Genomic DNA, 20186 nt, shown 5'->3' with positions numbered 1-20186 from the left:
GCGAGGAAATGACCCGCATCTGTGTGATCGGAGCGGGTCCTCGCGGCCTCTCCGTGGTGGAGCGCCTCTGCGCCAATTCCCGCCTTCCCCAGTGGCAGGGGCGCCGGTTCGCCGTGCACCTCGTCGACCCGCGCGGAGCCGGCGGCCAGGTGTGGCGCACCGACCAGAACGCCGAACTGCTCATGAACACGGTGGCCTCGCAGATCACCCTGTTCTCCGACGACAGCGTCGACTGCGCGGGCCCGGTCGTCCCGGGACCGAGCCTCCACCAGTGGGCGGCCCTCCTCGACGACCTCGCCCCGCCGGGCGCCCTTCCCGAGGAGGACCGGCGGGAGGCCCAGGCCCTCGGTCCCGACACGTACCCGACCCGACGGCTGTACGGCCACTACCTGGAGTGGGTGCTCGCCTGGCTGCGCCGCCACGCGCCCCGCAACATCACCCTCACCGTCCACCGCGAGACCGCCGTCGCCCTGCGCGACGACGTCCCAGGCGCCGAGGAAGACCCCGGGGCCGGCACGCAGACGGTCGTACTGGACGACGGCACCGCACTCGACGCCCTCGACGCCGTCGTCCTCGCCCAGGGCCATCTCCCCATGCGACGGACGGCCCGGGAACGGGCGTTGGCGGACCACGCCGAGCGGAGCGGACTCGCCTACCACCCGCCCGGCAACCCCGCCGACCTCGACCTCCGCCCGATCGCCCCCGGCCGGCGGGTCGGCCTCCTCGGCATGGGCCTCACCTGCTTCGACGTCGTCGCGCTGCTGACCACCGGGCGCGGCGGCCGCTTCGAGCGGTACGGCGGACGGTTGGAGTACCGCCCGTCCGGGCGGGAGCCCGAGCTGTACCTCGGGTCGCGGCGAGGCGTTCCGTACCACGCGCGAGGCGAGAACGAGAAGGGCGTCTCCGGGCGGCACGAGCCGCTCTTCCTCACCCCCGCCGTCATCGACGCCCTGCGCCGACGGCACCGGAGCGCCGGGCCGCCGCTGTCCTTCCGTGCGGACGTGTGGCCGCTCGTCTCCCGCGAGGTACGGGCGGTCTACTACCACGCCCTGATCGCCGAACGGAGCGGGCCGGCCGCCGCCGACGCCTTCCGCGCGGAGTTCGTCGCCCGGGGCGGGGGAGCGGACACCGGGGACCTGCTCGACCACTACGGCGTCCCGCGCTCCCGCCGCTGGTCCTGGGAGCGGATCGAACGCCCCTACGGTGACCGGGTGTTCACCTGTCCCGAGGACTTCCGCGACTGGCTCCTCCCCCATCTGCGCGCGGACGTCGCCGAGGCGCTGAAGGGCAATGTCACCAGCCCGCTGAAGGCCGCCCTCGACGTCCTGCGGGACCTGCGCAACGAGATCCGTCTCGTCGTCGACCACGGCGGGATCGGCGGCCGGTCCTACCGCGAGGAACTGAGCGGCTGGTACACCCCGCTCAACGCCTTCCTCTCCATCGGCCCGCCCGCCCGCCGCATCGAGGAGCTGACCGCCCTGATCGAGGCCGGGATCGTCCACGTCTGCGGCCCCGGCACCCGGGCCGAACCCGACCCGGACGGCGGCGGGTTCCGGCTCCGCTCGGCCCGGGTGCCCGGCTCGAGCGTCCGCGTCACCGCCCTGATCGAGGCCCGGCTGCCCGAGACGGACGTCCGCACCACCGCCGACGCGCTGGTGCGCGGCCTGCTGAAGAGCGGGCAGTGCGCGCCGTACCGGATTCCCGACGCGGACGGGGAGGAGCCGTACGAGACCGGAGGCATCGCCGTCTCCCGCAAGCCCTACCACCTGCTGGACGCCGCCCTGCGGCCGCACCCGCGCCGCTTCGCCTTCGGCGTCCCGACCGAGGGCGTGCACTGGGTGACCGCCGCGGGCATCAGGCCGGGTGTCGACTCGGTCATCGTCGGCGACAGTGACGCCATCGCCCGTACCTGCCTGCCCGCCGCCGACGCGCGGCTCGCCGCCTCGCGCGGCCGGCCCCTGGCGGCGCCGTACCTCCACCGGCACGTCCCGCTCGCCTGGCTGCCCAGCACCTGGGCCGCCCCGGCCCTCCTCGCACGGGAGCCCCACGCCTGACGGCCTGGACTTCCGCAGCGGACGGCACGAAGGCCGGGTCCCAGGAGGGTGGGGGCCCGGCCTTCGCCGCGGGCGGCGTCAGACCGTCGCGGGCAGCCGGACCGACTGCGCGTGACGGAAGACGTCGCGCCGGTCCCAGCGCGACTTCGCGCGCTGGAGCGTGGGGTAGTTCTGCTTCCAGTACAGGTCGTGCCAGGCCACCCCCGACCGGTTCCACGCCGGGTCCGCGAGGTCCCCGTCGGCGTAGTTGATGTAGCAGCCGTCGGTCACGGCGTTCGGCACCGGGACGCCGCCGGTCGAGGCGTACACGGTCGAGAACGCGCGCCGGATGTACGCGAAGTGCTTGGCGTCGTCACTGGGATTGCCCCAGGCCGTGCCCCAGAGCAGCTTCAGGACGCTGTCGCGGTGCACCTGCGCGGTGGCGGCCGGCGCCACGGCGTTGACCTGCCCGCCGTGCGCGGCGATCGAGACCACGAACGCCGGGTGGTTGTAGTCCGAGTCGGTGAGCACCCGGTACAACCCGCCGATCTGGTCGTCCGTCAGACCCTTGCGGTGGTAGCTCGACTTGTACTTGTAGCGGTCGGTCGGGTTGCTCATCCAGAAGCCGGGCCACCCGGTGGCCTGGAACCAGGGCAGCTGGTGCAGCTCCTGGTACTCCACCGGCGTGATCCCCACCCCGTCGTTGACGGCCGCGACGAAGTCGAGCAGGAGCTGCCGGGCGTTCGGCACCGCCGTGTCCATCTGTATGGACAGCAGGACGCTGCCGCCCGCCTTCGGGCCCGGCTCCAGGCGGGCCGTCAGACCCTTGTACGGGGAGGTCGGCGAGCTGTTCTGCTCGTTCCAGACGCCGTAGTTCCGTACCAGACGGGCGAAGCGCGCCTCGGTCAGCTGCGCCCACGGCCACTGCAGCCAGGTCACCAGCACGTCGGTCGGAGGCGCCGGCAGCAGCCGCGAGGGGTCGGTGCCGGTCGCGGTGGGGGAGCGGAACCAGTAGCGCGTCACGACGCCGAAGCTGCCGCCGCCCCCGCCGGTGTGCGCCCACCACAGGTCGCGGTTCGGGTCGCCCGCCTCGCGGGTGGCGACGACGGCGCGGGCACGGCCGTCGGGGTCGACGACGACGACCTCGACGGCGTACAGGTAGTCGACGACCAGGCCGTGCAGCCGGCTCAGGTTGCCGTAGCCGCCGCCCTGGACGTGTCCGCCGACGCCCACCGAGTAGCAGGCGCCGCCGGGCAGGGTCACGCCCCACTGCCGGAACAGCGCGAAGTACGTCTCGCCGAGCGTCGCCCCGCCCTCGACGACGAAGGCCTGGTGGGCCGGGTCGTAGTCGATCTTCCGCATCCCGGACATGTCGATGATCACCTTGACGTCCGGGTGGTCGACGAAGTTCTCGTAGCAGTGACCGCCGCCGCGGACGCTCAGCCGCTTGCCCGCGCTCACCGCCTCCTGAACGGCCGTCACCACCTGGGCGGTGGAGCGCGGCAGGCGGACGCAGTCCGGACGGCTGTGGAAGAGCTGGTTCTGCCCACTGGTCAGCCCCGAGTAGCGGACGTCCTGCGGACTCACGGTCAGGGCGCGCGCGGTGGCGCCGGTCTCCGTGTTCCCCGTGGTCCCAGCGGCGGCGGGCGCGGCGGCCTGGGCGGCGGTCACGCCGGCCTGTGAGGTCAGGGCCGTGGCCCCCACGACGGCCGCGGTACCGGTGAGGAGCCTCCGGCGCGATACCGAGGTCATGGTTCCCCCTAAAGATCGTCAAAGATCGTCGAGCATCGTCTTGGTGGTTGCTCCGGGGAAGATGTCACCGCGGGGAGTGCCGACACATCACGTGATCACGTGATGCCCTGCGTGCGGGCGCCCGCTTCACTGGATTCCGGCAGAGACGGATCGCGGCATGGACGCGACGAGCGTGAGGACGCCGATGAGTATCCCGTGGGGCCCGCAGGGCGCCGGAACCGGTTCGGAACAGATCACGTACGTGGCCCCGGGCGAAGGCCCGAGTGTCTGGGCGCTGCAGGGTGACAAGTACACGATGAAGGCCGGGAAGAGCACCACCGGCCCCGGGTTCACCATGCTGGAAGGCGAGATCGCCCCGGACAACGGTCCGCCGATGCACATCCACAACGACGCGGACGAGATCTTCTACCTGCTCGACGGCGAACTCACCGTGGCGTCCGGCGACGAGGTCATCAAGGCGGAGAGCGGGGCGTTCATCTTCATCCCCCGTGGTGCCAAGCACAAATTCCGGAACGACTCTAGCAAGATCACCAAGCTGCTGTTCGTCCTGGCGCCGGCGGGTTTCGAGAACTTCTTCTTCGAGATCGGCCAGCCGGTGGTCCCGGGCCTGGAGCGTCCGGCGGAGCCGGTGGGGTACGAGCAGCTGGTGATGCAACGGGCCGAGGAGTTCGGCATGTTCATCGTCGACGAGTAGGACCGCCGGTCCGCCGAGACGATACGAGACGAGACCGCCCGCCGGAGATTCCCCGGCGGGCGGTTCGCGCGTCGTACGGCGGCCAGGCGGAGACGGTCCGCGTCGCCTGCGAAGGTCACGCGCGGGCTCAGTCGACTTCGGGGCCTTCCGCCGCGCGCCGCAGCAGACTCTCGTACACCGCCCCCGGCTCGTCCTTCGTGACGACGGGGAAGCCGGAACCCTCGCGCCCGAGCCAGTGCCGCTCGACTCCCGGGTTGTGGGCGCCGAGCCCGCCCGGGGCGAAGACATGGGGGCTGCCCCGCACCTCGTCGCCCAGCGACACCTCCAGCTGCTCCTCGATCGCGGCGCGGGCCCGCCCCCGCACCAGCGCGTACTTCAACGCGTCGGCGTCCACGCCGCTTTCGGCCGCGACGGCCAGGATCTCGTGCCGCATCGTGATGTTCCGGCTCTGGCCGAACAGCGCCACGCGCAGCGCCCGGTCGAGCCGCTCGCTCGCCCGCAGGCCCTGCTCCTTCGCGGCCTCCACGGCCTCCATGGCGAGCAGGGTGCTGACGGGGTACTCGTACGACGGCCGCTGCCACATCTGCCAGCCGGCGCCGGGCTCCAGAGCGCCGACGACCGGGGTCTCCGCGTCGAGGATCAGCTTCGGCGTGGACATCTCGTTGACGAGTTCCAGCGGGAAGGCGCGGACGTCGAAGCGGACCAGGTCGTCGAGCCCGAGGGCGGCCCGCGTCGTGTGCAGGCGGTGGACGGCGAGGTGGGCCCAAGGGCAGCCGAGGTCGGCGAAGACGACCAGGGTGCCGGGCGCGACGTACACGCTCATCCCACCCCTCCCCAGATGCCGGTGACGGGCTTCCAGCCGAGGAGCCGATGGGCGGCGGCGCTGCTCACCCGCTGGGAGGGCGGCTCGGGGACGAGGGAGCGATCGTACGGGGGCGGCGGCGCGCCGACCGCGCGCGCGAGCCGCTCGGTGTACTCCCCTTCCCGAACCGGCTCGTCGGCGATGTTGAGCACCATGCCGGGCGGCCGGATCTCCACGGTGGCCGCGACGGCGGCGGCGAAGTCACGGACGTGGACCATCGAGAGCCACGAGGAGCCGTCGCCCGCGATCGGGAGGGTCCCGTCGAGGAGGCGGCGGCGCTGGAGGTCCTGCACGGTCCCGGGCCCGGCGAAGCGCGCGCCGCGCAGAACGGTCCAGCTCGGGCCGTCTCCGGACGCGCGCCGTACGGCCTGCTCCATGACACGGACGGGCTCGACGAGTGCGGCCCGCGCGGGATCGGTGTCGAGCGGCGTGGACTCGTCGAGGAGCCGGTCGCCGCCGTCCGGATAGACCATGGTGATGCTCATCTGCACGAGATGCCCGACGCCGGAGGCGCGCGCCGCGTCGACCAGCCTGGGCGTCCCCTCCTCCCGCAGGCGGGTGTTGAGCTCCCAGGCTCCGGGGGCGGCCGGATCGGCCGGTACGGCCGTGGCGACGTTCACCAGGACGTCGCAGCCGGCCAGCACGCCCGCGAGCTCGTCGCCCGGGATGTCGAGCAGGCTCGCGTCGACCCGGTCGGCACCGGCCGGCGCGGGGCGGGGGCCGGGAGCGAGGACGGTCACGGCATGGCCGCGGTCCAGCAGGCGGGGCACGAGGGCGTGCCCGAGCACCCCTGTCCCGCCGACGAGCACGACCTTCGTCACGGCCCTTCCCCCTTGAGCTTCGACAGCCGGGGAGCCAGCTCGGCCGCGAAGGCGGCGAACGGCCGCGGCTCCCGCCCGGTCAGCTCCTTCACCGCGCCGGTGACCGTCTCGGCCTCGCCGGCCACGTACGTGGCGTAGAGCTGGAGCCGCGCCTCGACCGCCCAGTCGGGGACGCCGCCCGCGCGCATCGCCTCCGCCGCCCGGGCGGGCGGGACGTCGAGGTACCGGATCTCCCGCCCGCCGGCGGCCGACAGGGCGGCCGCCACGTCGGCGTAGCCGAGCGCCTCGGGCCCCGTCAGCTCGTACACCTCGCCCCCCTGGCCGGGCGGCGGCCCGGTGAGCAGCGCGGCGGCGGCCGCGGCGACGTCCCGTACGTCGACCATGCTCACCCGCGCCCGCCCGGCGGGCAGCATCACGGCACCCCGGGAGGCGATGGTGGGGAGCCACTGGGCGGCGTTCTGCATGAAGGCGTTGGGACGCAGGGCCGTGTACGGAAGTCCCAGCCGGGCCAGGGCCTGTTCGGCGAGCCCGTGCTGGCGGTGGACGAGCACCGGCGAGGCGGGATCGGCCCCGAGCGCGGAGACCTTGACGACGTGGCCGACGCCGGAGGCGGCGGCGGCGCGGGCGAGCCGCCGTTGGAGGAGGTCCTGGCGGGGGTGGAACGGGGTGAGCAGGAAGAGCGACGCGCACCCCTTGAGGGCTCGGACGAGCCCGTCCCCGTCCGCTCCTTCCATGTCCACCTCGACGGGGTCGGCGTACTCCGCCACCGCCGGGCCCCGCCCGGGCCGGACCAGCGCGACGGCCCGGTGCCCGAGACCGGCGAGCTCACGCAGCAGCGCACGGCCGATGTTGCCCGTACCGCCCAGCACGGCGATCTCTCGGCTCACGGCGCGTCCAGGGCGCCGGCACCGGCGTCGACGAGGCGCTCGGGAAGCTCGTTGTTCTGCGCCGCGTCGGCGAGCAGCTCCCCGAGCACGGGCGCCATCTTGAAGAGGTTGTGTCCGGCGACGGCCGTGACTCCGTCGGTGTGCCAGGCGCGCAGCGCGTCACTCCCGGCGGGCAGCTTGGTCATGACGCACACCCGCACACCGACCGGTTCGGGATCGAGCCCGGGCAGGGCCCGCTCGACGTACTCGACGATCCGCTGCGCGTCGACGAGGGTGCTGCTTCCCTCGGGCAGGGCGCCGTCCGGCCCGAAGGGGGTGTCGACCTCGGCGCCGATGAGCCCGATGACGTACTTCCCGGTGTCCCCGATGGGGGAGCCGTACACGGTCTCGCCCCAGATGCCGGCCCGGTCGACCCAGCAGGGCAACGGCCGCGTCAGGCCGGGCTCGTACCCCCGGATCCGGAAGTGCGGCCGGACGTGCAGCCGGGACTGGAGCGGAATGTCGATGCCGACGCCACGGGCCAGCCTGGGCACGGCGGTTCCGGCGGCGATCACGACATGGCGGGCGCGGTAGATGGCCTCGGTGGTCTGGATCTCCACCCCGTCCCCGTCCCGGGGCACGGTCACGCTGTGGATGTCTGCCTGCACGATCCGGTCGCCGACCCACCCCACGAGCGCGTCGATCGTGTTCCGGGCCCGTATCGCCCCGGCCCCCGGATCGACGAGCAGGGGCCCGTCCACCGGCGCGAGCCCGGGAAACACCTCGTCCTGCCGGGAAGCCTCCACGAACCGGTGCTCCACGGCGTGCAGCGCGAGCCCCTTCACGTCGGCGGGCCCCATCCCGCTGTAGACGGCCCCTTCCGTGCCGACGAGCACCCGCCCGCTGCGCCGCTCCCACTCCCGGAACCCGGCGAGCCCGTCGACGGCCATGGCGACATGCCGCTCGTCGTCGTGCCGATGCCGAAACGTCCGCGTGAGCCCCCCGGACAACCCACTGCCGGGCACCCGCCCGTCGAAGCAGACGACGTCCACCCCCCGCCGCACCAAACTGTCCACCACGGCAAGCCCGAGCACCCCCGCCCCGATGACGGCGACCCCGATCTCCCGCCGGTGCCCACCACTGCCCGCACTCGTGGAACGGCTCATGCCATGCCTCCTGTCCACAGGACCCGGTCACTCTCCCCACCGAGCATTCCTGGCCCCCCGCGGCCTGCCATCACGCATTCGCGTGATCGTCGGGGACACGGGGGCGGGGCCGGGGCAGGGGACGGAGCGGCCGGTCCGGACGGGCTGGGGGTGCCGTGCCAGGACACACGCACGGCGTCCCTCCCTCGTGTGAAAACGGCGCACAGCAGGCTCAGTTCGCCCCAGAGATCGGCTGATCACGAGCCCTGCGGTGCGGCACAATGGCGGGCCGACGGGGGAAGACTCGGGGAGGGGACGCGCGTGCACGCCCAGGAGACGACGTTCAGCAAACTGGTCCACGGCGAGACGCAGTTCCAGGTCCCGCTGTACCAGCGGACCTACAGCTGGCAGCGTGAAGAGCTGCGGCAGTTGTGGGACGACGTGCTGGAACTCGTCGAGGAGAAGCAGGAGGGCAGGTCCCCGACCGCGCACTTCCTCGGCTCGGTCGTGCTGGCACCCGAGCGGGTCGCCGCCGGGGGCATGCAGCGATGGCTCGTCGTCGACGGTCAGCAGCGACTGACCACCCTGATGCTCGCGTTCACCGCTCTGCGCGACCGCCATCGCGTCCGGGGCTCGGACAAGAAGGCCGCGCGGATTCACGATCTGATCCTCGTCAACGGCTACCAGGACGGGAACGACCACTACCGCCTGCTGCCGACCCAGGCGGACCGCGAGGCCTTCGTCGCCTGTGTGGAAGCCCTCCCCACGGCCGGCGGGGCGGGCAACGTCGGAGGCGCCTACCGGTTCTTCCTCGCGGCCCTCGCCGAGGGTGAGGAGAGCGGCCGAGAGGACTGGGTCGACGCCGTGGAGGCCGTGCTGAGGGACTACCTCTCCATCGTGTCGATCACCGCGGCCGAGGGCGACAACGTCTATCGGATCTTCGAGTCCATCAACAACACGGGCGTCGGCCTCAGCCAGAGCGACCTGCTGCGCAACTATCTCTTCATGTGCCTGCCCACGCGGGGCGAGGCCGTCTACCGCAATCTGTGGCTGCCCATGCAGGACCTGCTCGGTCCGGCCAATCTGGAGCTTCTCGTCTGGCTCGACCTGGTTGTGGGCGGCAACAACCGGGCCAAGCAGAGCGAGATCTACCGTGATCAGAAGAGACGGCTCGAACCGCTGAGCACGGACGAAGCGGCGCTCGAGGCGGAGATCACCCGGCTGTCCCTGCGCGCCCACCGCCTCATGCGCATCCTGGAGCCGGAGCGCGAGACGCACCCCGGCTTGCGCGATGTGCTCGTACGCCTGTCCCGCTGGGGTGGCCAGACCCACTTCCCGCTGGCGCTCCTGCTCCTCGACCGGGTGGACGAGGGCGGATGCGGTCCGCAGGAAGCGGCGACGGCCCTGTCGTACGCGGAGAGCTACATGGCCCGGCGCCTCCTCGCGGGGAACTCCACGACCGGCAACAACCGCACGTTCATGGAGCTGCCCAAGGAGGTGGAGAAGGAGGAGGCGCTCGCCGAGGCGGTCCGCCGCGCCCTGTCGGCCAAGACGGGCACGCGGGTCTGGCCGTCCGACAGTGTGGTCCGCGAGGCGGTCCTGACCCGCCCCTTCTACAAGACGGGCCGGTCGAATCAGCGCTTCGAGATCCTCCGCCGGTTCGAGGAGAGCCATGGCGCGAGCGAGCCGGTCGACTACACCAAGGCGCAACTCACGGTCGAGCATGTCATGCCCCAGCAGCCCGCCCAGCAGTGGTTCGACCTGTTGGCGGAGGAGGCCGCGGAGGGCGAGAGCCCGGAGGAACTGCACGGCCAGCTGGTGCACACGCTGGGCAACCTCACCCTCTCCGGTGACAACGCACGGCTCTCGAACCACCCCTTCCGCCGCAAGCAGGAGATCCTCGACTCCAGCGCTCTGCGGATGAACCAGCAGATCGCGGCCCAGGACCGTTGGGGCCGGGCCGAGATCCTCGCAAGGGGTGCACAACTCGCCCACCGCGCTCTGGAACTTTGGCCCGGTCCCATCGAAGGCGCCGTCCACGCGGACGCGGAATGGGCAGGCTGGGGCGAACTGCGTCAGGCCCTCCTCGCGATGCCGGCAGGCACCTGGACGACCTACGGCGATCTCGCCGCACTCGTCGGCACCCACGCGGTGGCGGTCGGCCAGCACGTGAGCACCAAGTCCGGATTGCAGGGGGCGTACCGGATCCTCATGGCGGACGGCAGGATCTCCCCCGGCTTCCGCTGGCCCGAAGGCCATGAGGCTGCCGCCGACCCGAAGTCCCTCCTCCTGGCCGAGGGGGTGCCGTTCGACGAGTCGGGCCGCGCCCGTCGATCCCACCGGCTGACCGCCGCGGACCTCGCCGGCCTGCTGGGGAGGGACGACTCCGAGGAGGAGTCTCCCGCTCCCGTCCAGGACGGCGAGGGCGACACCGCCGCCGGACGCTTCGAGACACTGCTACGAGACAACCAGACACCCGAGACGGTCGAGGAGACGCTGGCGGCGCTGCGGTTCTGGGAGGAGCAGGGCGGTGTGCTCGTCTACGGCGAGAAGAGCGAGACCAGCTGCTTTCCCACCCTGCGTCTGGGCAGCGGCCGTACCCGCACGCTGTGGCCGATCGCCCTCTACCCGGTGACGGGCACCGTCGAGGTGGTCTTCCAGTACCTGAAGCGTCGCCCGCCCTTCGACGACGAGTCGCTGCGGCGCGAGCTGATGGCACGCCTGAACCGCGTGGAGGGCATCGACCTCGCCGAGGCGAAGCTGGACCTTCGCCCCTCCTTCCCACTGGAGGTCTTCGCGGAGCACGGCCACGAGATCCGCGGAGTCCTGGAGTGGTTCGTCCACACGGTCACGCTCACGGAGGCCCGCCGCCCGGCCGACGCCGAGCCCGGGGCCTCGAAGTGAGTAGGCCCGCTACGACGGACGGCGACCCTGGCCGGCGTAGTGGCCGGACCGTACGCCTTTCGGGCGCCGAGGGCGCCCGAAGGGTGGGCGCGGCCGCAGGGCTCTATTTCCGGCCGGGGGTCCATTTCATGCCGAGCCGGTAAGCGCGGGAGATCACGTCCTGGACCCCGGGGCCGTCCTGCGGGGTGAACCAGCGCACTTCGCGTCCGATGACGAGTTCGCCCCTCTGGCGCTTGATGAGGGCGATGGCGCAGGCGTGCGCCTGGGGCGGGCATTCGTCCAGAACCACGCGGAAACGGTCGCCGCGATCGGAAGTCAGGGTCACCACCGCGTCGAGGCCGCGGAAGTCGCCGGACCCTTCGTAGATGTAGACGAAGAGCAGGAGTTTCTGGAACTCGGCCTGGTGGTCCAGGTTGATGACGAGGTTCTCTCCCGCCGTCCGGGAGCCGGTCCGGTCGTCCGCGTCCAGCGCGACGTACGGGAAGCGCTCCACCGTGCCGAACGCATTGCCCAGGGCCTGGACCACCGTCTTCGTGCCGTCGGTGCAGCGGATCATGCAACCGAGGTCGAGGTCCACGGTCCTGGCCGTGGCTGACCGCAGCGACGCCCGGATCCGGCCGAACAGACCACGCGCCTCGGCGGCCGCACGTCGGGCAGCGGCCTGTGGCGAGGTCCAGTTGAGGTTGACCTTGATCAGTCCCGACGTCACGCCGTGCTTGTTCAGGGAGACCGTGGGGGCAGCCTTCGTCAGGTTCACGGTGGCGGGTTTCGTCATGCGGCACCTTTCGGGGAAGGTCCGGGGGAGCGGTCGACGACCTTACAGGCAGGGGTGAGGCGCCGCAGAGGATCGGCCGTTCGGTTCTCCGTCACCGGCGTACGACCACGGGTACGGGACGGAGACCGGTGCGCCGACGCTCCGGTCCACGGAGCGGCCGTGGACGGTCTGGTGCGCGGCGGACCCGCCGGCCGGGCGGCGGAGTGGGCGTGACTCGCGAGGTGTCGGGCTGCTGAAGGCAATGTCTCGCGGAGGCGGCACCGTGCTGATTCCTGAGGTCGTTCGACCTGGCGGCCTTTAGGGTGAGGGCCGTTGAGGGGCGCCCGAGCCGGTTCGGAGTGCCCGGTTCGGAGTGCGGAGGGTCGTGGGCGGTCTTACAGAGGCGATGCTGAGGGAGCTGGCCGGGGAGCGTTCGTTCGAGCGTGGACTCGGCTATGTCGACGCGGTGTCCGGGATCGAGCTCGGTGACGGCTGGATCAGGGCGTCGGTTCGCGGCACGGAGCGGTACGAGGTGGAGCTGCTCCTGGGCGGGCGCAAGCCGCCGGCGGGCACGTGCGACTGCCCGTACGGCCAGGACGGCAACTTCTGCAAGCATCTCGTCGCACTGGGCTTGACCGTCATCGCCCAGGACGCGGACCTCCCCCGTAGGCGTGAGACAGCCCGGGATCGGGCGCTCGGCTTCGACGCCTGGCTGTCGGGCCTGTCGAGGGAGGAGCTGCTCGCTCTCGTACGGGAGGAGGCGGCCGATGACCGGCAGCTGCGGCGCCGCCTGGAGCTGCGGGCGGCGAGCGTTCGTGGTGATCTGGCCGGGGTCCGGTCCCGCGTCCGTGAGCTGCTCGACATCGGTCCGTTCGCGCGGTACGGCTACGTCGAGTACGCCGACGCCCGTGCCTACGCAGACCAGGCCGGGCAGGCGGTGTCCGCGATCAAGGCGCTGACGTGCTCCGGCCGGGCGGTCGACGCGATGGCCCTGGCGCGGGAAGCGATCGGTCTCCTGGCCGGGGTGGCCGAAAGCGTCGACGACTCCGACGGAGGGCTCGGGCAGATCGGTACCGGCCTCGCCGAGGCCCACGGCGACGCCTGCCGCGCGGCGCACCCCGACCCGGAGGAACTCGCGCACTGGCTGGTGACCTACGCGCTCGACGACGCGGTCGACCTGACGGACATCGACCCGCTCGACTACGAGGACCTGCTCGGCGAGCAGGGGATGGCCGCCCTTCGCCGCTACGCGGTCGACGCCTGGCAGGCGAACCGCACCGGCTGGGCCGAGAAACACCTGATGCAGCGGCTGGCGAAGGCCGGACGGGACATCGACACGGTGATCGCCGTGCACGCCGCCGACCTCGCACCGAACGGCCACACCCACCTGCTCATCGCCCGCGAACTGGACGCCGCCGGCCGCCCCGTCGAAGCCTTGGAATGGGCCGAGCGCGGTATCCAGGACACCGAGGACCTCGCTACGGTCGACACCACCCTCGTCGATCACCTCGCCGACCGCTACACGAACGCCGGCCGGCTTGCCGACGCTGTCACCCTGCGCCGCGACCACTTCGCCGCCCGCCGCACCCTGCTCACCTACCAGCGGTTGCGTGCTGCCGCCCGGGCCGCCGCATGCTGGCCGCCCGAGCGTGGGAAGGCCCTGGATCTCCTGCGGGCCGACGCGGAACGGGCGAAAAGCTACGGTGGGCGCGTCCTCGTCGACGCCCTCCTGGACGACAAGGACACGGATGCCGCCTGGCAGGCAGCCACGGAGCACGGCGCCCACGACGGCCAGTGGCTCACCCTCGCCGACCACCTCCGCACCACCCGGCCCGCCGACGCCCTGGCCGTCTACCACCGCCTGGCCGGCCCGCTCACCCGCGAGACCGGCAACCACGCCTACGAGCAGCTCGTCAGCCTGCTCCTGAGCATGCGCGACTGCTGCCGCCGCCTCGGCACGCCGGACGACTTCACCACGTACGTCACCGACCTGCGTGCGGCGCAGAAGCGCAAGCGGAACCTCATGCGACTGATGGACGAGCACGGCCTGTGAGGTTCGCGGAATGACGCTCGCCTCAGTGGGGCCGGCCTTCGCCGATCAGCGGCTCCTCCAAAGAATTCCAAGCCTCTCAGAAGAGGAGCCTGAGGACTTTTAAGCGGATTTGGGGGGCCTGGAGGTTGGGGTAGCCGCTCTGTCGCACGCTCTGTCCTACATCGGCGGTGTGCCGGTGGCCAGTTGCGGAGGCCATGTCTCGGAGCATCGATGGTCAGAGAACCCTGCGGTGTTCGCTGCGCTCGACCGGCAGCGTGCTGAGTGGGTGGAGCCTCTGCTGAGGGAGGCGGGACACGGCTTCCACATCGACCCAGCGCGCGCTGAGTTCCTCGTGATCGATGCGCCGTCGATCGTAGAGTCGAACACGCCCGCCAAGTTGATCGTCGAACCCTTCGACGGTGCGAGCCGCTTCGACAGGTGGCTCGACCTATCGGTCCTCTGACTGTGATGCGCCAAGATCCTGTCCACGAATAGTCCACGGACCCCGACATGCAGCCGCTTCGGGCGGCATGCGGCCGCACACGCAAGAAGACCCCGTCCTCAGCGTCAACGCTGGTGGCGGGGTCTTTAGGCACTTCCTGCGAAGTGCCCCCGGCAGGATTCGAACCTGCGCACACGGCTCCGGAGGGCATGGTTGAGTGCTGTGCACAAGAGTCCTTGACCTGCGGAAGTTCCCATCCGAGGCCCGCGTTTGCCTGCGGATCACTCGCTGCTCACTCGCGGGAGTGAGTTGTGCCTGGCCGAAGCAGCCCTACCGAGGGTTGCTCGGGTGAGGACGGGGGGGAGGGGGAGAGCTGCTGTGGCTGCCTGCGTGCAGAGGTGCTGGCAGGCCGTTGAGCCGGCGGGCCGTCGGCGTCCCTCGCCGCCGCTAGCCAAGGAAGGATCTTTGTAAAGCCAGCCCCAGCACCGAGGACTCATTGGGATACTGGACGCATGGCGCGCAACTACAGCGATCTCTCTCCTCATGACTTCGAAATCTTGGTGAGGGATCTCCTCCAGGCAAATCATGGGGTGCGCATGGAGACGTTTCCGCCGGGCCGGGATGGGGGTGTCGACATCCGCCTCCATCGAAACGGCGAGGAAACCCTCATTGCCCAATGCAAGCATTCGCCAGGGCGGACTTTTGCGCAGATCAAGGGGCAGCTTGAATCTGAAGCCAAAAAGATCGGCGACCGGTTCTCCTGTCGCTATATTTTGGCAACCTCAGCTTCGCTGACACGTCAGAACAAGCAAGAAATCGCAGCCATGTTCGCTGGGGTGCGGTTGGAGGTCGACGATATCTGGGGTGTGGACGACCTTGACAATCTGTTGAGACTGCACCCTCGCGTGGAGCTTAATAACTTTAAGCTATGGATTACTTCGAGTGCCGTCTTGGATCATCTTCTCCATCCTGAGCTATATCAGAGGAGTTCGGGACTTGTCGACCGGATTATCAAGCGGCGCAAACTTTATGTTCATAGCGAAGCCTATCCCGATTCGTTGAAAATGCTGGAGGAGCATCACGTCTGCGTTATCTCGGGAGAGCCGGGAATTGGTAAAACGACTCTTGCCGAGACGCTTCTTGTCAAGCTTCTGTCTGACGGTTGGGAAGCTCATTCTGCTTCCAGTGACGTGACGGACATCGAGAAGGTGTGGAAGCCTGGAGTTAAGCAAGCATTTCTGTACGATGATTTCTTGGGTCAGAACTCGCTGCTCGACAATCTGAACAAAAACGAAGACAGTAGACTGGCGAATTTGGTTGAACGTATTCGCGATGCGGGCGACAAGGTCTTGATCATGACTACACGCGAGTACATTCTCCAGCAGGCGCAGCAGGTTCATGAGCGCCTAGAGAGTTCGCGAACATTGGCCGACGGAAAGGTGATCCTCGACCTGTCGCACTACACTGCCGAACAGAAGGCGGAAATCTTCTACAACCACATTCATTTCGCCGAACTCTCTGATGTTGCGCGCAGGTCGGTCTTGCGGGAAAGGAGGTACATGGAGGTTATTCGGCATGCCAATTTCAACCCCAGGATCATCGAGCTTGTCACGAAAAACTTTAAAAACTCTGGAGTCGGGGATGAATTCTTCTTCGAATATGTTCTGAATGCGCTTGATGATCCTCGCGAGCTATGGGAGCGAATTTTTGAGAGCCAGCTCTCTGCGGCGGAGAGGAGTCTGCTGCTGGTCCTGACCACCATCCGTACGCGAGTCGAGCTCAAGGACTTGCACCGTGCGCTAAATGCCTATGAGTCCGTCGATGGAGGGCGACGGACAGATCTGCACACGCTGAGGCTGTTGCTCAAGAAGCTGGAAGGTACCTTCATCCAGGTTTCTGTAGACACGGCGCTAGATGATCAGGTGAACGGATTTCATCCAAGTAATCGTGCAACGCTAATTCAGCTGGCCAACCCTTCCTTTGTTGACTACGTCTCGTCGTACCTGTCAACTCATCCGGATGAAATTAATCAGATGGCCCATGGATGTCTCTTCTTTGAGCAAGCAGAAACGCTCGCGCTCTGGGAGCTCGGAGAGGATTCCCATACTCAACTCGTCCGGATTGCATTCGATGCGTTCTTCGGGGCTGCGCCGCAGGGACGGCAGTTGCCTCGGCTCGCTCCAGGTCACCAGACAGTACTGATGTCTGCATTAACGCGGCTGGAGTCCGCAGAATCGTGCACCTGGGAGAATAGCCCCACGTATTATCGAGTGGCAATCCGACGTGAGGTATCCGTCAGGAGTCGACACCTTGTCATGCTGATTCTCGACCATAAGTATGGTCGAAGCCTCCTTGAAGAGGGCTCTTTGCTCAGCATTGTACACATGTTGACCGAGCGTATTGAGCAGGCCGACTTGGGGCTTTTGGCGCGCGAATTTCCTCTCATGCGATATCTGTCGAGGTATGAGAGCGTAGAGGATCAGCTCGTTGCGGCCCGTGACCTTGCAGCAGCCAGGATGCTGCAAGTCCTTGAACATCCTGAGGACTTTCAGTCGGCCCTTTCTGTCTTTAGGGACCTCGGCGTTAAACCATCGCGCTGGTCTGAGCAAAGCGAGGCAAATCTTCGGCAGCGATTTGCGTCTTTTGCGTCAGAGTGGGACTGGGCAGAGGCTGGAAGAGTGAACAACGTTGTGGAATGTGAAAGCTCCCTATCTTTCCTCCAAGAGGCGCTATCAGATTTCGAACTTCATGAATCACTGGACCCAGTCGCTCTCGTAGATCGACTGTCGATGCTCCAGTACGAAGTTGCTCAGGATCTCGATTTCGGCGACGAAGAGTTGGACGAATCGGACCCGGGTGAACGGGAAAGGGAAGAGCGTGATGAGGGGAATATTCACTCCTCTGAGCAGCCTGGCGATCCGATCGGTGAACTTTTTGAAACACTGATCTAACTGTGCACCCGCTGCGGCGACGGATATCCCGATATGTGATGTTTGGTGGCGCTCAATCGCTGCCTGCTGGGCATGCTTCTGCAAGGCAGGTGGCTGGCGCACGGCAGTCGTGTGTGACCCTTGCAGCAGTTGAATCAGTTGGAAGGAGGCGCCGTGCCGGAGGCCAGCCCGCGCGGAACCTATTTGCTCATCGCCGAAGCTCTGCGTCAGGGCATCAGGGAGGCGGGCGGTGCCGATTTGCCATCGGAGGCGGCCCTCATGCGGGAGCACAGGGTTTCCCGCAACACGATCCGCCGTGCTCTCCGCGTGCTGCAGACGGAAGGATTGGTCAGTTCTGTCCCAGGTGCTGGCTGGCGTGCGTCGAGCAAGCCAATCCGGCCCCTCATCGACCGGATCATTGATCTGATCGATGAAGACTCCCTAGCGGTCGGCGACGCTTTCCCGTCGGAGGCCAAGCTATGTGAGCGCTTGGATGCGTCTCGCAGCGCTGTGCGGCGAGCGCTCGCGCAGATGGAGGGCACAGGCATGCTCGGCACGAGGCATGGCAAGGGAAGGACGCTTCTCGCTCTCCCGACGTCGCCCGAGGAGCCGTAGCCTGACGTGCATGGGGCTTACTGCGTGGGCGTACTCGCTCTCTGAATCGATGCTGTCCGAGCCGCTGCCGCGTCGTTGGGCGCACTCCCTTGGCGTCGCCAAGCGGGCTCAGTCCCTGAGCCCGATCCTTGGTGCTGATGCCGAGCTGTTGGAGGCCGCGGCGGTTCTGCATGATGTGGGGTACTCGCCGGCCATCGCGACCACCGGCTTCCACCCGCTCGACGGGGCACGGTTCCTTCGGGACCAGGAGGGTGCCGACGAGCGGGTGGTGCGGCTCGTGGCGCATCACTCCTGTGCGCTTCTGGAGGCCGAGGAGCGAGGACTCCGGCATGAGCTGGAGACCGAGTTCGAGCTTGAGCGGCCCGAGCTGGTGGACGCGCTGATCGTCTCCGACATGACGACTACCCCGGACGGCGGGCACACCACCCCGATTGCTCGGCTGGACGAGATCGTTCAGCGGTACGGGCCGGACACCATCGTGGGGCGCTTCATTCAGCGCGCGGCACCCGAGATCTACGCCGCCAGCGAGCGGGTTGAGCGCCGTATGGCCGCTGCTGCGGCCGGCTCTCAGCCTAGGTAGGGCTCCCGTCGCGACTCGTCCAGGCCGTGCCGGATGCGCAGCCTCATGGACGGGTGGATGTCCAGGTCATCGAGGTCCGCTGGGTTCACCCAGCGGACCTCCTTCGATTCGCTGCTCGTGCGGAGGGATCCGCCGACCGGGTGGGCCCGGAAGCAGATGGAGAATTGCTGGCGGACCTCTCCATCGTCGTACGCCAGGACGTGGTCCGGGTCCGTGTAGAGGCCGACGATGTTGTCCACCTCCACCTCGATCCCCGTCTCCTCCCTGACCTCCCGGACCGCGGTGTCGCCGATTCGCTCACCGATGTCGTGGCCTCCACCGGGGAGAGCCCACAGGTCGTTGTCGGTCTTGTGGATGAGGAGGAGCCGCCCCTTGTCGTCGCGAACGACGACCGTCACGGACGGCACCACCGAGTTGGCCTTTGGGGCGGCGGGGTCGCGGAAGTAGTCGATACGGCTCATGCGTCCGAGCCTCCCAGGTCAGTGGGTGAGGTGATGGGGCGGGCGCTCTCCCAGACTCGCTCGATGCTCTCGGCGTAAGCGTCGAAGAGCTCACCGCCGGCCACCCGCTGGATGTGCAGCACCGGCGCCATGTACGCGCCGACGCCGTAAAGGTGCCCGTTCGCGAGCATCTGGTCATCCGCGCGGTAGAGGGAGTTGTAGAGCGTGGTGGAGTGGAGGCGGAACTCCACGCCGGGCAATCCGAAGAGTGGCGCATAGTTGATCAGGGCATTGCGGATCTTGCCTGCCATGGCCCCGCCGATCCCTTCGTCGGCTCCGCGCACTGCCACCGCGGCTGAGGCGGGGTCACCGAGCATGAATCGGACACGGACGCCAGCGGTCGACTTCTCCTTGACGACTTGGTGGAAAGCCGCGTCCTCGGTGAGCCAGAACCCCGAGTAGACCAGGACGTCGAAGGACCGCTGAGCGCCGGCGTACAGCTGCGTCCAGAGTCGGTTCGGGACGACCGAGCGGTGAGGGTAGAGCTTGATCAGCTCGGCGTTGCCCACCTCTGTGACCTCTGCGGACGTCCGTTCCTCGGGCCATAAGTAAGACATCTCGCGTTGGAGGAGCGAGGCCGTTGCGTACTTGAAGCGGCGGTACGGCTGGCGCTTGGGGTCATTGATCCAGCGCTCCACTGTCTTCGCTGACACCCCGAGCCGCTCGGCGACCTGATCGAGCGTCATGCCGCTCTCGATGATGGCGCCGCGCAGTCGTTCGTTGGCCATGCCGCACTCTCCCACCCGCGGGACGACTTGGGACGACTTCACCCTAGCCAAGTCGTCCCGCAGCCGTACATGGGCGGAGTCCAGCGTCTGCCCTGATCAGGTCAAGCTTGAGGCATCGAGCGAGGCGGGTTCGCGAACTCCTTGCAAACCAAGGGACTTGACGACCCCAACCCGTCTCTCCATGATGAGGAACAGGTATTACATGTACCTCATCGGGCTTCGGTCCGAAGAGAGGTGCTGTCTGCAAGCACAGGGCGGGGACGCTGCAATCCCGCTAAAGGCCAGGTGGAACAGGGTTTCGGCCCGTACTGGCGAGGTGGCCCGGTGACCGCGAGCAACGGCCGGAGGGTGGGGACACAGGTCCCCCTTGCAGTGCTTCATCCGATCCGACCGACCTGAGGAGGTCCCGATGCATCGACGAAGACTTAGAAGCCATCTCATTTGGCGAGTCTGCGGTAGCAGATAAGGGTGCAGGCGATGCTGGTGAAGGCGAGGAAGTGGTCGGCCTTGCGTTCGTAGCGTCGGTGG

16 protein-coding genes and 1 pseudogene are annotated in these 20186 nt (G+C 68.6%); 8 read left to right on the top strand and 9 right to left on the bottom strand.

Annotation, left to right across the window (positions count from 1 at the left end; genetic code table 11):
• Positions 1-8 precede the first annotated feature (8 nt).
• Positions 9-2054 carry an FAD/NAD(P)-binding protein gene (locus IE136_RS13260; RefSeq protein ID WP_229818825.1) on the top strand — a complete coding sequence of 682 codons (2046 nt, stop codon included), beginning with the start codon at positions 9-11 and terminating at the stop codon, positions 2052-2054.
• A gap of 78 nt (positions 2055-2132) precedes the next feature.
• On the opposite strand, the gene IE136_RS13255 is transcribed toward IE136_RS13260, so the two are convergent.
• Positions 2133-3785, bottom strand: coding sequence for an FAD-binding oxidoreductase (locus IE136_RS13255; protein ID WP_189600441.1), 1653 nt, complete (start codon positions 3783-3785; stop codon positions 2133-2135).
• A gap of 184 nt (positions 3786-3969) precedes the next feature.
• Here IE136_RS13255 and IE136_RS13250 point away from each other — a divergent pair, with 184 nt between their 5' ends.
• Positions 3970-4479: a cupin domain-containing protein gene (locus tag IE136_RS13250; RefSeq protein ID WP_158990429.1), complete on the top strand. Its 510-nt coding sequence runs from the start codon at positions 3970-3972 to the stop codon at positions 4477-4479.
• A 127-nt stretch (positions 4480-4606) separates the two neighbouring features.
• Here IE136_RS13250 and IE136_RS13245 read toward each other — a convergent pair whose 3' ends face one another.
• The 4 genes from IE136_RS13245 to IE136_RS13230 are packed head-to-tail and all read right to left on the bottom strand — an operon-like array spanning position 4607 to position 8194.
• Positions 4607-5302, bottom strand: a complete 696-nt coding sequence (locus IE136_RS13245) for a DsbA family oxidoreductase (RefSeq protein WP_158990431.1) — start codon at positions 5300-5302, stop codon at positions 4607-4609.
• A complete protein-coding gene (locus tag IE136_RS13240; RefSeq protein WP_189600440.1) occupies positions 5299-6162 on the bottom strand; it encodes an NAD-dependent epimerase/dehydratase family protein in 864 nt (287 codons plus the stop codon). Before IE136_RS13240 ends, IE136_RS13245 begins: the two co-directional genes overlap by 4 nt.
• Positions 6159-7049 carry an NmrA family NAD(P)-binding protein gene (locus tag IE136_RS13235; RefSeq protein ID WP_189600439.1) on the bottom strand — a complete coding sequence of 297 codons (891 nt, stop codon included), beginning with the start codon at positions 7047-7049 and terminating at the stop codon, positions 6159-6161. Before IE136_RS13235 ends, IE136_RS13240 begins: the two co-directional genes overlap by 4 nt.
• Positions 7046-8194, bottom strand: coding sequence for an NAD(P)/FAD-dependent oxidoreductase (locus IE136_RS13230; RefSeq protein ID WP_189600438.1), 1149 nt, complete (start codon positions 8192-8194; stop codon positions 7046-7048). Before IE136_RS13230 ends, IE136_RS13235 begins: the two co-directional genes overlap by 4 nt.
• A gap of 300 nt (positions 8195-8494) precedes the next feature.
• On the opposite strand from IE136_RS13230, the gene IE136_RS13225 reads away from it, so the two are divergent.
• Positions 8495-11077 carry a GmrSD restriction endonuclease domain-containing protein gene (locus IE136_RS13225; protein ID WP_189600437.1) on the top strand — a complete coding sequence of 861 codons (2583 nt, stop codon included), beginning with the start codon at positions 8495-8497 and terminating at the stop codon, positions 11075-11077.
• A 103-nt stretch (positions 11078-11180) separates the two neighbouring features.
• Here IE136_RS13225 and IE136_RS13220 read toward each other — a convergent pair whose 3' ends face one another.
• Entirely contained in the window at positions 11181-11852 is a 672-nt protein-coding gene (locus tag IE136_RS13220; RefSeq protein ID WP_189600436.1) for a hypothetical protein, read from the bottom strand.
• Between the two features lie 364 nt (positions 11853-12216).
• Between IE136_RS13220 and IE136_RS13215 the strand changes: the two genes are divergently transcribed.
• The 5 genes from IE136_RS13215 (at position 12217) to IE136_RS13195 (ending at position 18430) form a co-directional block, all read left to right on the top strand.
• Positions 12217-13884, top strand: coding sequence for an SWIM zinc finger family protein (locus IE136_RS13215; RefSeq protein WP_189600435.1), 1668 nt, complete (start codon positions 12217-12219; stop codon positions 13882-13884).
• Between the two features lie 229 nt (positions 13885-14113).
• Positions 14114-14326, top strand: coding sequence for a hypothetical protein (locus tag IE136_RS13210; RefSeq protein ID WP_189600434.1), 213 nt, complete (start codon positions 14114-14116; stop codon positions 14324-14326).
• A 491-nt stretch (positions 14327-14817) separates the two neighbouring features.
• The gene (locus IE136_RS13205; RefSeq protein ID WP_189600433.1) at positions 14818-17256 is read left to right on the top strand and encodes a restriction endonuclease; all 2439 of its coding nucleotides are present in this window, start codon (positions 14818-14820) and stop codon (positions 17254-17256) included.
• A 153-nt stretch (positions 17257-17409) separates the two neighbouring features.
• Positions 17410-17850, top strand: coding sequence for a GntR family transcriptional regulator (locus tag IE136_RS13200; protein ID WP_189600585.1), 441 nt, complete (start codon positions 17410-17412; stop codon positions 17848-17850).
• A 10-nt stretch (positions 17851-17860) separates the two neighbouring features.
• On the top strand, positions 17861-18430 hold the full coding sequence (locus IE136_RS13195) for an HD domain-containing protein (RefSeq protein WP_189600432.1): 570 nt from the start codon (positions 17861-17863) through the stop codon (positions 18428-18430).
• Here the strand turns inward: IE136_RS13195 and IE136_RS13190 are convergent.
• From IE136_RS13190 to IE136_RS13180, 3 genes and pseudogenes are all read right to left on the bottom strand, one after another.
• The gene (locus IE136_RS13190) at positions 18418-18891 is read right to left on the bottom strand and encodes an NUDIX hydrolase (protein WP_189600431.1); all 474 of its coding nucleotides are present in this window, start codon (positions 18889-18891) and stop codon (positions 18418-18420) included. The genes IE136_RS13195 and IE136_RS13190 overlap by 13 nt on opposite strands.
• Complete coding sequence (locus tag IE136_RS13185) at positions 18888-19658, bottom strand: helix-turn-helix domain-containing protein (protein WP_189600430.1); 771 nt, start codon at positions 19656-19658, stop codon at positions 18888-18890. The genes IE136_RS13190 and IE136_RS13185 overlap by 4 nt, the downstream gene beginning before the upstream one ends.
• A 437-nt stretch (positions 19659-20095) precedes the next feature.
• A pseudogene (locus tag IE136_RS13180) lies at positions 20096-20186 on the bottom strand (IS5/IS1182 family transposase); the annotation flags it as partial.

The sequence above is a fragment of the Streptomyces lateritius genome (assembly GCF_014649715.1).
In the GTDB taxonomy this organism is placed as follows: Bacteria; Actinomycetota; Actinomycetes; order Streptomycetales; family Streptomycetaceae; genus Streptomyces; species Streptomyces lateritius.
Note: the sequence above shows the minus strand (reverse complement) of the source record. Positions and strands in the feature narration are given on the sequence as shown.

What these genes read in the sequence shown, in the direction of transcription:
- IE136_RS13260 (WP_229818825.1), top strand. Translation starts at nt 9, where the DNA reads ATGACCCGCATCTGTGTGATCGGAGCGGGTCCTCGCGGCCTCTCCGTG.
- IE136_RS13195 (WP_189600432.1), top strand. Translation starts at nt 17,861, where the DNA reads ATGGGGCTTACTGCGTGGGCGTACTCGCTCTCTGAATCGATGCTGTCC.
- IE136_RS13205 (WP_189600433.1), top strand. Translation starts at nt 14,818, where the DNA reads ATGGCGCGCAACTACAGCGATCTCTCTCCTCATGACTTCGAAATCTTG.
- IE136_RS13190 (WP_189600431.1), bottom strand. Translation starts at nt 18,891, where the DNA reads ATGAGCCGTATCGACTACTTCCGCGACCCCGCCGCCCCAAAGGCCAAC.
- IE136_RS13220 (WP_189600436.1), bottom strand. Translation starts at nt 11,852, where the DNA reads ATGACGAAACCCGCCACCGTGAACCTGACGAAGGCTGCCCCCACGGTC.
- IE136_RS13230 (WP_189600438.1), bottom strand. Translation starts at nt 8,194, where the DNA reads ATGAGCCGTTCCACGAGTGCGGGCAGTGGTGGGCACCGGCGGGAGATC.
- IE136_RS13245 (WP_158990431.1), bottom strand. Translation starts at nt 5,302, where the DNA reads ATGAGCGTGTACGTCGCGCCCGGCACCCTGGTCGTCTTCGCCGACCTC.
- IE136_RS13250 (WP_158990429.1), top strand. Translation starts at nt 3,970, where the DNA reads ATGAGTATCCCGTGGGGCCCGCAGGGCGCCGGAACCGGTTCGGAACAG.
- IE136_RS13255 (WP_189600441.1), bottom strand. Translation starts at nt 3,785, where the DNA reads ATGACCTCGGTATCGCGCCGGAGGCTCCTCACCGGTACCGCGGCCGTC.
- IE136_RS13185 (WP_189600430.1), bottom strand. Translation starts at nt 19,658, where the DNA reads ATGGCCAACGAACGACTGCGCGGCGCCATCATCGAGAGCGGCATGACG.